Raw genomic sequence first — 13,608 nt, forward strand, 5'->3', positions numbered from 1 at the left:
GTTAGAGGTATTCAAACTGAAATTTACATATTAATACTGTATGTAGGCAACCGGGCTACCTCAGGCATAGAAGCCAAGTAGTCAAAAAGTCTAGGACGCGAATTGAATACAAACAAAAAGCCCCCCAACAACAGCTGGGGGGCTTTTTCAGCAAGACTTCTTAGTCTAAAATTTATCCCACCATAGTTTAGTGGTAATTAAGTCAGCGCCTTGCCTTGCAACTGCTGCTGCACGGCTAGCAGCATTAGTTGTCTGCTCATTGGCAGGGTAGCGGAAGCGTACTGGAATTTTGCCAGCAGCAGCAGAAGCAGGGCTGGCTGCTACTTTTAGCTGAGGATAATCCAGACGACGCCATTCCGACCATGCTTCAACACCTTGGCCGTACAGGGCAATCCATTTCTGTTCGCCTATGCTCTGCTTGAAGTTGCTAGCATTGTAGGCAACGCTAGGCTGCGCGAGGTAAGCAGTTACAGCCGCACCAGTCAAACCATGTTGATTCATAGAGGCACGGATGGCATTCTGGTATTCAGTAGCGGCATTACCCGTTACAAAGCCACGAGCAATTGCCTCAGCCTTGAGAAACAGAACTTCAGAATACGTGAGTAGTACACCCGGAGCATCGGCAGCGGTAAATGCGTCGCCTACTTTAGAAGTTGTAGAAAACGGTCCTAGAGCTGCTGCATTGGCGGTGGTAAGCCCATTTGGAACACCACGGTAGAAAGCAACTGAATCGCCGGATTCGGGATGGTTGGCATATACTCCCAAGCGCGGATCGTTCAACCGGCTCAACCGTGAGGTGATAGTACGGCTAACGCGGTGGTCATCGCGAGTCAAGCGATTGAAGTAAACAGGGTTTGTATTTGATGCACTAGCCAAGAAATTAAACTGTGCATTATCATCATTGCTACTAATCAGGGGAGTATTGGCGCTTAGTAACTCCGTAACCTGAGTGCGAGTCAAAGCTGGATTAGCATCAACAATACGCATGGCTAGGCGCAGGCGTAGAGAGTTGCCAAATTTCTGCCACTTAGCCATGTCGCCCTCATACATTACATCGCCGCTTACTGCAGAGCCACCTACCTGAATTAGACTGGTAGCTGTTTTCAAATCGGCGAGCAAGCCATTGTAAACCTCTTCCTGAGAGTCATACTTAGGCACCAGAATATTCTCCGAGAGGCGTAGGGCCTCTGAGTAGGGAATATCACCGTACAAGTCTGTAAGCACAGAGAAGAAATAGCTGCGCATGATCAGGCCAACAGCCTGCAGATTTTGATTGTTGGTTTTTTTACCCTGCTCAATCAACTCATTGAAATCCTGCAAGCCGCCAGCGTAGAAGCCGTCCCAGATGCTTTGGTAAGAGGTAGCCCGAAAGGCATACCGGTCTTCTTCCGTGTACTGAACTTTCGCCCAGTGCTGAATGACAAGCAGTCCGCCATCTTGGTTCGCCGGAATATCAAAAAGCCGGTAGATATTGGACTGTTGTGCGTTTGTTAGAATATAAGCAGGATTGCCAACCGTCGCATTGTTTGGGTTGGTATTAAGTTCGTCAAAGTCTTTCTCACAAGCGCCAAGCCCTAATATTAAGGGAAGCGCTAGTGCGAGTTTGCGATATCTAGAAATCATGGGATGTTGATTAAGGAGTAAGAGAGCCGCCTAAATGGCGGCTCTGAATTACAGCGTAAAGTTGATGTTGAAGCCGTAGCTACGAACGGAAGGAATCTGAGTGGATTCCAGACCTTGCGTGTTACCGTTGTTGAAGGAAGTTTCAGGGTCAATGCCTGGAGCCTTCGAACTGATGAGCCACAGGTTACGACCTACAAACGAGAAACCAACGCCCTTGATAAACGTTCCGCTGATTACAGAGGCAGGCAACTGATAGCCAAGACGAACTTCGCGCAACTTTACGAATGAGGCGTCAAAAACGCTGTTTTCGCGAGCAGTATACGCAAGGCCTTTGTAGTAGTCCTCAGCAGCGGCACGAACATCATTGGGGCGATAGCTACCATCTGCATTCTGCTGTACACCTTCTCCAATAATTCCTTCTTCACGACCTGGGAGTGTAGAAGTCAGCGCGCCAGCATAAGTACCCCACATGTTGGTCTCACTCTGAAGTGAGCCACCTTGGCGGGTATCGATAGTGAAGCTTAAATCAAGGCCTTTAAAGCGGAACTGGTTAGTCAGGCCCCCAATCCAGTTTGGCGTATAGTACCCCAAAACACGACGAGTAGGATCAACTAGGGGAGTACCATCTTCGCCATAAACGATTTGGCCTTTATACTGACCTTCCTGTACTCGTAGGAAAGCATCACCAAACAAAGCACCATAGCGCTCACCTCTGCGAGCCTCTACGTTTACGCCAAAGCCTGAACTACCAATGACGTAGTTCTGAATCTGACCTTCTTCGTCAAATTCCTTTACGCGGTTGCGGTTAGCCGCGAAGTTAGCCGTCAAGTTCCACTGGAATGGGCTTGTGGCCTGCAAAGGCGCAACAGTCAGAATGGCTTCAACACCTCGGTTTGTGAGAGTACCAGCGTTCAATACTGAGGCAGTATATCCTGTTGAAGCCGAAGTAAGCACAGTCAGGATTTGATCGGTACTAGAGGTCTGATAAGCTGTTAAGTCCAGTCCAATCCGATTTTCTAAGAAGCGAACTTCAATACCTGCCTCACTTGAGCGCGTGCGTTCAGGCTTCAGCTCAGGGTTGTAGAGAATATTGTAAACAGTTTGAACGGGACGACTTCCGAAAGCCGTAGCACCTGTATAGATATTCTGCAAACGATAAGGATCAGTGTCGTTACCAACTTCAGCGTAGCCTGCTCTTATCTTAGCGAATGATAGGAAAGACTCTTCAATACCGAAAGCTTCGGTTAGCACCAGAGAGGCGTCGATAGAAGGGTAGAAGAAAGAGCGATTGGCGGCTGGAAGTGTAGAAGTCCAGTCGTTACGGACGGTACCACCCAAGAAAGCGAAATTCTTATAGCCAACACGAGCTGAACCGTACAAGCTGTTGATGCGGCGGTTCTGAATCGGGTTTAGAATGGCGGCATTGTTAGAATTGCTGACCCCAAAGTTATTACCAGTCACGAGGCCTCCAGAGGCATTACCCAACGCGAATAAACCAGGAACAGCTAAGTCAGGAGCGGCAATTTGGCTTCTGTCCAACTCGTTGTCACGACGGTTAGCACCTACTAGCACATCAAGGTTGATGTCTTCTGTCAGGTTACGATTAGCAGCAGCCAGAAACTCGCTGTTGCGCTCCAGAACACGAATCCGCTCTTCAGTGTAGTCATCCTGCTCAGCGTTGCTGATGGTTTCAGCTGGCACTCGACGCTGGTTGAACTGATTGTACAAGTCATTCGTGGTGCGAGCCGTCAACGTCAGCCAATCAGTCAAGGCATAGGTCAGAGTTAAATTACCAATAACCCGGTCGCGCTGGTCATCATTGGTCGCTTCGCCCAGTACGAAGTAAGGATTGTTGTGGTAGTTCGAGTTCCAGTTGGCATTGCGACCGCCATTTTCATACAGGTTTTTCAAGTCGCGCACGTCTACTTGACGACCGTACCAAGTATAAAGCTGCTGCATTACGTTCAGCTCGTCATAGCCCTGACCTGGACGACGGCCACGGGTCTCAGAGTAGTTGATATTCGTGCTGAGCTTGAATTTGCTGGTCACATCAACTCCGCCATTCACGTTCACCGTGTTGCGGCGCAGAAAAGTGTTGTACAAGATACCTTTCTGATCAAGATTTGTGTATGACACCCGAACGCCAGCCTTCTCATTACCGCCCGATAAGGCAACGTTGTTGGTTAAAGTGCGGCCGGTTTCGAAAAAGTGCTTTCTGACATTGTCTTTACCTGAGGTAACCCATGGCGTAGCCTGACGAACACCATTGACAACTGGCGAGTTGTACTGCGGTATCAGACGCCCATCCAAACGAGGACCCCAGCTTTCATCGGTACCATCATTGGTGCCGCTACCGCCACCATCTACATATTCAAACTCCCCGCCGCTGCCTTGCCCGTACTGATCTTGAAAATCAGGCGTCTTCAGCGGGGTTTCAAATGTGGTGGTGCTATTAACACTAATACCAATACCGCGGGCTTTACGACCTGATTTGGTAGTGATAACAATTACGCCATTCGCGCCACGCGTACCATAAAGAGCTGATGCAGTAGCACCCTTTAGTACGGTCATGCTCTCAATATCGTCGGGGTTGATGTCGGAAGCGCCATTGCCATAGTCAATACCCCCACCTGAGCCGGAGTTTGAGAAGCTGGAGTTATCAATGGGCTGGCCATCGATTACGAACAAAGGTTGGTTGTTACCGGCAATAGATTTTGCCCCCCGGATCACAATACGGGAAGAGCTACCTGCTGCGCCGGTGCTGTTAGAAATCTGTACACCAGCAATTTTACCCGCCAACGAATTGACAACGTTGGTTTCGCGAGCCTGTGTGAACTCAGCCCCTTTAATGTCCTGCACTGCATAACCAAGAGACTTCTTTTGCTCTTCGCGGCCCAATGCAGTTACTACTACTTCGCCCAACTGCTTCGTGTCAGTACCTAGACTAACGTTGACTACAGAACTGGTGCCAAGGGCCTGCTCCATATTAACATAACCAATAGAGGAGAAGGTTAGAGCAGTGGCCGATGAGGGAACACTTAACGAGAAATCACCTTCTGCATTAGTAGAAGCACCTATAGTCGTGCCTTTTACTAATACCGTGACTCCGGGCAAACCCTGCCCAGAGGCGCGGTCTGTGACGCGGCCAGTAACGGTCCGATCCTGTGCGACAGCCTGCTGCAACAAGCTAGTCATGAACAGGATGACCATAAATAAGAGTTTTTTCATTATGTTTTATTTGAGTGAAAGAATGGGTTAATTGGATTAGTGAGTGAATGATTATGACAAGTATAGGTTAAATTTCTATTAAATAACTACCCTAGCTCGAGCGAAAAACCCAGATAAAAGCACACTAAGGACATTTTGCCTGTGCTACTCAAATGACAAAATGATTGAGGATATGCCTATCAAATATTGTGTAAATTGAATAGTTCATTTGCTGTATTTATAATTATTTGTGGTAATAGATATCCTATTGTCAATCTTTCTTACTGTTTCGTGTGAGCATATAATGAAACAAGTAAACTTTTGCTTAGCTTGTCGAGGAGAAAACAAAATTTCATCTATTTGCCCAATTCCTTTCACCAAACAGCTTTTTAACCTAACCCTCACCAATCTTAAACCACATGAAAAAAACTTTATTCCTCATCTTCTTACTGTTTACCGCGCTGTTGCAGCAGGTGGTAGCACAGGATAGAAGTATTTCCGGACGAGTAACTGATGCCGGGAGTGGACAAGGGCTTCCAGGAGTAACCGTATTAGTAAAAGGCACAACTGTTGGAGCATCAACTGGTAGCGATGGCACGTTCACTTTAAGCGTACCTTCTACAGCTACTACACTTGCTTTTTCATCTATTGGCTACCTCACCGTTGAACGGCCAATTGGAAGTACAAGCGTTTTCAACGTACAGCTAGCTACAGATACCCGCCAGTTGGAAGAAGTAGTAGTAACAGGCCTAGCTACCTCTATTAAGCGGTCAAACTTGGCTAACGCTGTAACTACTATTTCGGCAAAAGAACTAGTAGGCAGCACCCGTCCAGTAACTGTTGACGCCGCTCTAAATGGAAAAGTAGTAGGTGCTAACATTTCTCAAACCTCAGGCGCCCCAGGTGGCGGTGTAGCTATTCAGCTACGCGGTATCTCCTCGCTTACAGGTGGTACACAGCCTCTCTATATTATAGATGGCGTGTACGCTGTGAATGCTGAAGTTGGTAATGGTGCCGGTGCAGCCGCATTCTCTGCCGCTGCCTCGACTACTGCAGGTCGTAGCACCCAGGACAACCCAGTTAACCGCTTAGCTGACCTAAATCCTAATGATATTGAAAGCATTGAGGTGTTGAAAGGCTCCAGCGCGGCAGCCATTTATGGTACTCGTGCTAATGCTGGGGTAATTATCATCAAAACCAAGCGCGGTGTAGCTGGTCAAACCCGTGTTAGCTTCAACCAAGATTTAGGCTTTGCCCAGGCATGGAATTTATTGGGTAAGGAAGACTGGACTAATGAGAAGATTGACCTCAAGTACACTGGAGCCCGCGCTACCCTTGAAAAGCAACGTCTGGCAGATGCTCAAGCAAGCGGACAGGTATACGATTATGAAAAGCAGATTTTCGGTAATACCGCTTTTCTGCGTAATACTTCATTAAGTGTCTCAGGCGGTTCGGAAAAAACGAAGTTCTACGTAGCTGGTACCAGCACCGACGAAGGTGGTATCGTTAACCGCACGGGTTTCAAGCGTAATTCTATTCGCGCCAACCTTGACCAGAAAATTGGAGAGCGGATCGACATTGGCATCACATCCAGTTTCATTCGTTCGCAGAACCGCCGTGGATTCACGGGCAATGATAACCGTGGTGTAAGCTTAGGCTATACTTTAGGCTATCTGCCAAGCTATGCTCAGCTACAGCCTAATGAGGCAGGTATATTCCCAGACAATCCATATGGCGGTGATAACCCATTAGCTATCGTAGAGCGGGCTATAAACGAGGAAAATACCAATCGCACGGTTCAAGCTGTGAACGGTACGCTTCGCATTCTGGAGAATGAGTCATCCTCACTTCGTCTGGCTGTGCAGGGTGGTATCGACTACTCAAATAGTGATGCAATTCTAGCACTGCCCGCTGATTTACAATCTCAGCGCAACCTGCCTAACCCAGGCGCGGTGCGTGTGCTGAAGAACCAATTCTTTAACTATAACCTCCAAGGGTTCTTGGTATATGACTGGCGCTTGGGCGAAACCATCAACCTCACCTCGCAGGTTGGAACGGTACGTTTAGGTTTGGACCGTAACTTAAGCTTCAGCCAAGGACAAAATTTGGCCCCTGGCGAACCACTGACTCCAAACCGTAGCTCACTGGTAACCCAAGAAGTAGAACTTGGCTCAGAGCGTGACATTGGTCACGTGGCGCAGCAGGAGGTTAACTTTAACGATCAGATCATCGCTACCGCTGGTGTGCGCTTCGACAAATCGAGCCGCAACGGTGACCCCAACAAGTACTATGCTTTCCCTAAGGCCTCTTTGGCAGTTAACATAGCTAAATTTGGCTTCTTTGATCTGCCATCGGTGAATCTGGTGAAGCTCCGTGCAGCTTATGGTGAGACTGGTGCTCCTGGCTTCTTCGGCTCTACTTTTTCCCCCCTAGTTAATACAAGTACGGGTGGCCGCGTAGGCTTCTTGCCTTCAACGGTGGTAGGCAACCGAGAGATCGATCCAGAGCGCGCCACAGAGTTTGAAACCGGCGTAGACCTCGCCTTTCTCGACAGCCGCATCACCTTAGAGGCAACCGTTTATAATAAGGTCGCCAGAAACCTTATTAATTCGTATGTACTGGCCCCAAGTACTGGTGTGACATCTATTCGTGCTTTCCCGGTAGGTGACCTGCAAAACCGAGGTCTGGAATTGTCTCTTGGTGTTACTCCTATCCGCAGCGAAAACTTCAACTGGGTATCAACTACACAGTATTGGTTTAATCGCACGGAGGTAACCCGCATTGAGGTACCAGCCTTTAATACTGGTTTAGGTTTCGGTAGCGGCTATGGTCGCAACGTGTTCGCATTAGGTGAGTCGCCTTCACGTTGGTACGGTACGCCTACGAGTGCCGTTGACAACCCTAACAATCCTAGCTTTCTGACTCGTTATAATGAGGCTCAGCCTAAGTTTCAAATGTCCTTCCTGAACAACTTCACTCTGTTCAAGAATGTGGAAGTATCGTTCCTGCTCCACTGGCGCAAGGATAGCTATACAAGCAATCTGAGCCGTTTGCTGCAAGACGAAGGTGGTACTACCAAGGACTGGAGCCAGGATGACGACAATGATGGCGTAGTGAATGGTTTGCAGCGGCGAGGCTTAAGCGCTCGTGAGTTTATTCAAAATAGCGGTTACGTACGGCTGCGCGAGGCCAGCATCTACTATTCAGTACCAGCTAGCATACGCACTGCTTTATTCAAAGACTTTGTGCGTAACATTCGGGTAGGGGCATCAGGGAACAATTTGCTCACTTGGACTGATTATGTGGGCTATGATCCTGAAGTTTCAAACTTTGGTGCTACTTCCAATGGTGCTCAAGTGGATGTGAGCAGTTTCCCCAATACTCGGCGTGTGTTCTTTCACCTGAGCCTTGATTTTTAATCTTTACTTGCTTCAACCTACCCATGAATAATATATTGAAATTTCAAGCTCGGCCCTTACTGATGGCTGGCGCTCTGGCTACTTTGCTTAGCGCGAGCAGTTGCAGCTTTTTTGAAATTGATGAGGTAAATGACCCGAACAATGCAAGCATTGAGAGTGTGGTTGCCAATGCCAGTCAAGCCCAGCTTAATGCGCTGGCCGTTGGGGTAGAAGCTTCACTCCGTCTGGGACACGCGAACAATAGCTCGTATAACCAAATAGTAGGTACGCTGGGCCGGGAGGTAACCGTATTGAACCAAACGGAAGGCCGTTGGTATTTAGACCTGCAAGGTCGTCTGGGAAATAATACTTTGGATGTACTCGACGATGCAGCATTCTACAACGGACAGTATACCGATTTTGCACGCGTTGGTCGTGCCGCTCGCATTTTTCGCGCTTCTGCTGAGGCAACTAATGTTATCAATGCTGAGCAAAAAAGTGGTATTGCTGGTTTTACCCGTACTTATGAGGCGTTAAGCAAACTGCATCTACTCAATTTGCAGGGTGAGAATGGTATTCGGGTTGATTTGGACGATATCAGGAAGCCTGGCAAATTTGTTACCCAAGCCGAAGCTCTAATTAACATCCGTCAACAGCTCGATCAGGCTGACCAAGATCTGGCTGCAGCTGGCGCTGCTTTTGCATTTCAGCTGTCAAGTGGTTACGCTGGCTTTAATACGCCTGCTACCTTCCGGCGCTTCAATCGGGCACTGGCTGCTCGGGTGTCATTGTACCAGGCTGACTATGCTGCTACTTTAACGGCTTTAAACGCCTCCTTTTATGACCGGGCTGGTAGCCTTACGTTAGGTCCCAAAATGGTATTTAGCCCAACTACGGCTAGCGACGTAGGTAACCCGTATTTTCAGGTGCCAGATGGTGAGCCAAATAACTTGGTAACAGTACCTAGTAACTTTGTAACAGAGGCTGAAGCAGGTGATTTGCGCTTAGCAAAGGTTGCCCTACGTACTACTCCTCGCACCTTACAGGGTATAACCGGAACCTATGAAGCCCGTGTGTTTACTTCTCAAACTGCTCCCCTCGACATTATTCGCAACGAAGAGCTTATCCTTATAGCAGCTGAAGCGCGGGCTAACACTGGTGATCTGACCGGAGCTCTGGCTGACATTAATGCTATTCGGACTCGGGCTGGAGGCTTACCTGCTCTCACGGCTGGTTCGCTTACGGGGCTACCTCAGTACATCAATGAAATCTTGAAGCAGCGTCGGTATTCCTTGTTCTATGAAGGCCACCGCTGGATTGACCTGCGTCGTCTGAATCGGTTGAACCCAAATCCGGCTCCTGGCCAGACGTTAGAATATGCAGGATCTCCTTATAAGTTATTTACCCGCCTAGAGCGGCCAGCTGCTGAGAAGCAGTGGGACATTGCTAATAATCCATAACCTGTTTAGCACTGACAAAAAAGCCCCCCACGTTTGTGGGGGGCTTTTTTGTCAGTGCTAAACAGACTTTTAACTCTGCATTAGAAATCCCTTTATATACTCATCCAAGTCACCATCCAGCACATTCTGTACATCGGTGCGTTCGATGCCAGTGCGGAGGTCCTTGATGAGCTTGTATGGGTGCAAGACGTAGTTGCGAATCTGGGAGCCGAAGTCGATACGCTTCTTGCCAGCTTCTACTTTGTCACGCTCAGCGTTGCGCTTGTCAATCTCGATCTGGTAGAGACGCGACTTAAGCATACGGAGAGCGTGCTCCTTGTTCATGAGCTGGCTGCGCTCAATCTGACATTCGATGATAATGCCGGACGGAGCGTGCTTGAGGCGCACGGCAGTTTCCACCTTGTTTACATTTTGCCCCCCAGCGCCGCCGGCCCGGTACGTATCCCAGGTAATATCGGCGGGGTTGATCTGAATATTGATCGTGTCGTCGACGACTGGGTAAGCGAAGATAGAAGCGAACGAGGTATGGCGGCGGCCGCTGGAGTCGAAAGGGGAGATGCGCACCAAGCGGTGCACTCCAATCTCGCTTTTGAGGTAGCCATAAGCAAAGTTGCCGCTGATTTCTAGAGACGCCGATTTAATACCAGCACCTTCGCCTGGCTGGTAGCTTACTTGCCTTACATCAAACTTGTGCTTCTCGGCCCACATGATGTACATGCGCATGAGCATCTCGGCCCAGTCCTGGCTTTCGGTGCCCCCGGCCCCGGGGTTGATATCAATGATAGCGGAAAGCTGGTCCTCCTCGTCGGAGAGCATACGCTTGAATTCGAGTTCTTCCACAGCCTTTTGGGCCGCGTTGAACTCGCGCTGCATTTCCTCCTCGGTCGCTTCGCCTTCGCGGTAAAAGTCGAATAAGACCTCTAGGTCGGCTATGGCCTGGGCTACGTGGTCGTAGTCATCGGTCCATACTTTGATGGACTTGATTTCTTTCAGAATGACCTCGGCCTTTTTAGAATCATCCCAAAAGTTGGGGGCCGTAGTTTGCTTTTCAGTTTCTTCGATTTGTTCTTTTCGGTTATCGTAGTCAAAGATACCTCCTCAGGGCCTCAGCGCGGCCCTTCAATTCCTTAACCTGATCTTGGGTCATGAGGGAATAGAAAAATGAATAGTAAGAATGAAGTGCGCAAAGGTCCGCAAAATAAAGCGGTCAGCCTGAGAGTAGGCTGACCGCTTTCGTAACAAGCTGTCGGACAGAAGAATGTAAATCTATACGCCCACCATCCAGCCATGCGTATCGGTCTCACGACCAGTCCGGATAGCATCTAAGGCCTGAGAAACGCGCTTGGAGAAGGATGTTGAGCTGCTGGGGGGCAAATTATATTCTTGGTCGCGGTAACCAATGGTAGCAATAGGAGCGATAGTAGCCGCCGTGCCTACACCAAACGCCTCCTGCAAAGTGCCATCGGCTTGCGCCTTCAAAATCTCATCGATAGAAACCTTGCGTTCCTCAACGGGCATGTCCCAGTCGCGGGCCAGCTGAAGCACGCTACGGCGCGTAATACCATCCAAGATAGACGTGCTAGTTGCTGGCGTCACAATGCGGCCATTAATTACAAATACCACGTTCATGGTGCCAGACTCCTCTATGTAGCGGTGCTCTGAGGAGTCAGTCCAAAGCAGTTGGTGGTAGCCTTCCTTATTTGCCATTTTAGTAGGCAACATGGAAGCACCGTAGTTGCCCGCAGCCTTGGCATAGCCCGCGCCGCCTTCCGCCGAACGAACAAACTTCTCTTCGAAGCGAACACGCAGGGGTTTCGTGTAATACAAGCCAACAGGGCAAGTAAAAATCATGAAGCGATAGGAGTTGGACGGCCGCACGCCGATAAACCCGTCAGTAGCAAACATGAAGGGCCGGATATATAAGGAGCTGCCAGGAGTGTTAGGGATCCAGCCGGCATCGAGGCGTAGCAGCTGGCTCAGGCCCTGCATGAAAAGCTCTTCGGGCAACGCTGGCATACACATACGCTCAGCCGAAATATTCAGGCGGCGCAGGTTGTCGAGGGGCCGGAAGAGAGCAATTTCGCCATCAATATTTTTGTATGCTTTCATCCCCTCAAAAACGGACTGCCCGTAGTGCAGAGCAGAGTTGGCCGGGCTCACGGCCATATCGCCATAGGGCACAATTTGAGGCTCCTGCCATTCGCCATCGTGGTAATCTACCGCGAACATATGGTCGGAGAAAATCTTGCCGAATTCCAACGTGCTGGAATCAAGCTGCGACAAGCGTGAGGCAGTAGTTCGCTGAGTCCGAATGGTCAAGGTATCAAGCATAGGGTGGATACGAGAAAGGGTGGGTGGGTATGTATCAAACGACGGACTGGGGTGGGCAGTTGCCGCCATCGGGGTCCTAGGGTAAGCTATTGGGCGATTCTGTCAAATAAAAAGGCAGAACTGCCCGAAATGCAGGGAAGCGTTATCAAGATAACAAAAATTGCCCCCCAGAAAAGTTCAAAGCCGCGGGCTGGCACTCATAGCGAAGCTCAACCATACCCCGCTGTGAATGTGGTTTACAGTCGAGCTTTCCAGGTAACTTCTTCAGCGCCCAAATCATGGGCCATCTGTCGGCTTAGTACAAAGAGGTAATCAGACAAGCGGTTCAAATATATGACGACCAAATCTGCCACGTACGACTCTTCGCTAAGATGAATAACCAAGCGCTCGGCCCGCCGACACACGCAGCGCGCCACGTGGGCATACGATACGGCCACGTGGCCACCGGGCAGAATAAAGGCGCGTAGCTCGGGCAACTGCTCATTCATACGGTCCATTTCGCTTTCCAGCAGCAGCACATCCTCGTCGTGCAAATCCGGAATCTTCATCTTCGATTTCTCCGGATCGGAAGCCAGCGAAGCACCGATGGTGAACAAACGGTCTTGAATTTCCTTGAGCAAATCGCGCCGGGGGGCATTTACCTCTTGGTCGCGGACCAAGCCGATGTAGGAGTTCAACTCATCTACGGTGCCGTAGCTTTCGATGCGGAGACTGGCTTTGGAAACGCGGGTGCCGCCAATAAGTGAAGTAAGTCCCTTATCGCCGGTTTTAGTATAAATTTTCATTCTTATCAATCAACTATAGCGCTGTAAGCTATCCTCTACAAAGAGGCTGGGGGGCAAATTGTTGCCTAGCAAGTGCTACTTGTTCATTGTCAATTGGTTGTGGTGGGTGGCAATGTCGGTGTTTACCGTGTCCGACTCCACTAGTCCGTCGCGCAAGCGTACAATACGGTGGGCATAGCGAGCGATGTCCTCTTCGTGGGTCACCATAATGATGGTGTGGCCTTTGGCGTAAAGCGCCTCAAAGAGGTCCATGATTTCATGGCTCGTCTTAGTATCGAGGTTACCCGTAGGTTCATCAGCCAACAGGATACTGGGGTTGTTAACTAAGGCCCGGGCAATGGCTACGCGCTGGCGCTGTCCGCCCGAGAGCTCATTGGGGCGATGCTTGGCGCGGGTATCGAGGCCCACGCTGCGGAGTGACTCCATCGCTTTTTCTTCCCGGTCGCGCTTGTTGTAGCCGGCGTAGATAAGCGGCAAAGCTACATTATCTAGGGAGCTAGCGCGGGGCAATAGGTTAAACGTCTGGAAAACGAAGCCAATCTCCTTGTTACGTACCTCCGCCAACTGATTATCCGACATCCGGCTTACGTCCTGCCCGTTCAGAATATAGGTGCCATCAGTAGGCGTATCCAGGCAGCCTACGATGTTCATGAGCGTCGATTTGCCCGAACCAGATGGACCCATGAAGGCCACGTACTCTCCGCGCTGAATGCTGATAGTAACAGACCGCAAGGCGTGAATGCGCTCGGCTCCCATCTGATAGATCTTGGAAATGCCAGTAGTTTCAATAACAGGAGGTTGCAT

General features: G+C 49.6%; 8 protein-coding genes. 2 read left to right on the top strand and 6 right to left on the bottom strand.

Annotated features, from left to right (window positions below; all coding sequences use genetic code 11):
- Positions 1-165: 165 nt before the first annotated feature.
- Positions 166-1,623: a SusD/RagB family nutrient-binding outer membrane lipoprotein gene (locus ACW9KT_RS05440; RefSeq protein WP_457078351.1), complete on the bottom strand. Its 1,458-nt coding sequence runs from the start codon at positions 1,621-1,623 to the stop codon at positions 166-168.
- A gap of 48 nt (positions 1,624-1,671) precedes the next feature.
- Positions 1,672-4,851 carry a SusC/RagA family TonB-linked outer membrane protein gene (locus tag ACW9KT_RS05445; RefSeq protein WP_457078352.1) on the bottom strand — a complete coding sequence of 1,060 codons (3,180 nt, stop codon included), beginning with the start codon at positions 4,849-4,851 and terminating at the stop codon, positions 1,672-1,674.
- A 398-nt stretch (positions 4,852-5,249) separates the two neighbouring features.
- Between ACW9KT_RS05445 and ACW9KT_RS05450 the strand changes: the two genes are divergently transcribed.
- Both ACW9KT_RS05450 and ACW9KT_RS05455 read left to right on the top strand, forming a co-directional pair.
- On the top strand, positions 5,250-8,249 hold the full coding sequence (locus ACW9KT_RS05450) for a SusC/RagA family TonB-linked outer membrane protein (RefSeq protein ID WP_457078353.1): 3,000 nt from the start codon (positions 5,250-5,252) through the stop codon (positions 8,247-8,249).
- Between the two features lie 23 nt (positions 8,250-8,272).
- Positions 8,273-9,688: a RagB/SusD family nutrient uptake outer membrane protein gene (locus tag ACW9KT_RS05455; protein WP_457078354.1), complete on the top strand. Its 1,416-nt coding sequence runs from the start codon at positions 8,273-8,275 to the stop codon at positions 9,686-9,688.
- A gap of 69 nt (positions 9,689-9,757) precedes the next feature.
- Here the strand turns inward: ACW9KT_RS05455 and prfB are convergent.
- The 4 genes from prfB to ACW9KT_RS05475 form a co-directional block, all read right to left on the bottom strand.
- Positions 9,758-10,835 (bottom strand): peptide chain release factor 2 gene (gene prfB, locus ACW9KT_RS05460; protein WP_457078355.1). Its coding sequence is split into 2 segments (ribosomal slippage): positions 9,758-10,783 and positions 10,785-10,835, totalling 1,077 coding nucleotides; the frame shifts between segments, so codons are not numbered across the junction.
- Positions 10,836-10,954: 119 nt separating this feature from the next.
- Positions 10,955-12,019 carry a branched-chain amino acid aminotransferase gene (locus tag ACW9KT_RS05465; protein WP_457078356.1) on the bottom strand — a complete coding sequence of 355 codons (1,065 nt, stop codon included), beginning with the start codon at positions 12,017-12,019 and terminating at the stop codon, positions 10,955-10,957.
- 236 nt (positions 12,020-12,255) lie between these two features.
- Positions 12,256-12,804 carry a cob(I)yrinic acid a,c-diamide adenosyltransferase gene (locus ACW9KT_RS05470; protein WP_457078357.1) on the bottom strand — a complete coding sequence of 183 codons (549 nt, stop codon included), beginning with the start codon at positions 12,802-12,804 and terminating at the stop codon, positions 12,256-12,258.
- A 75-nt stretch (positions 12,805-12,879) separates the two neighbouring features.
- Complete coding sequence (locus tag ACW9KT_RS05475) at positions 12,880-13,608, bottom strand: ABC transporter ATP-binding protein (protein WP_457078358.1); 729 nt, start codon at positions 13,606-13,608, stop codon at positions 12,880-12,882.

The organism is Hymenobacter sp. HD11105 (assembly GCF_054051685.1).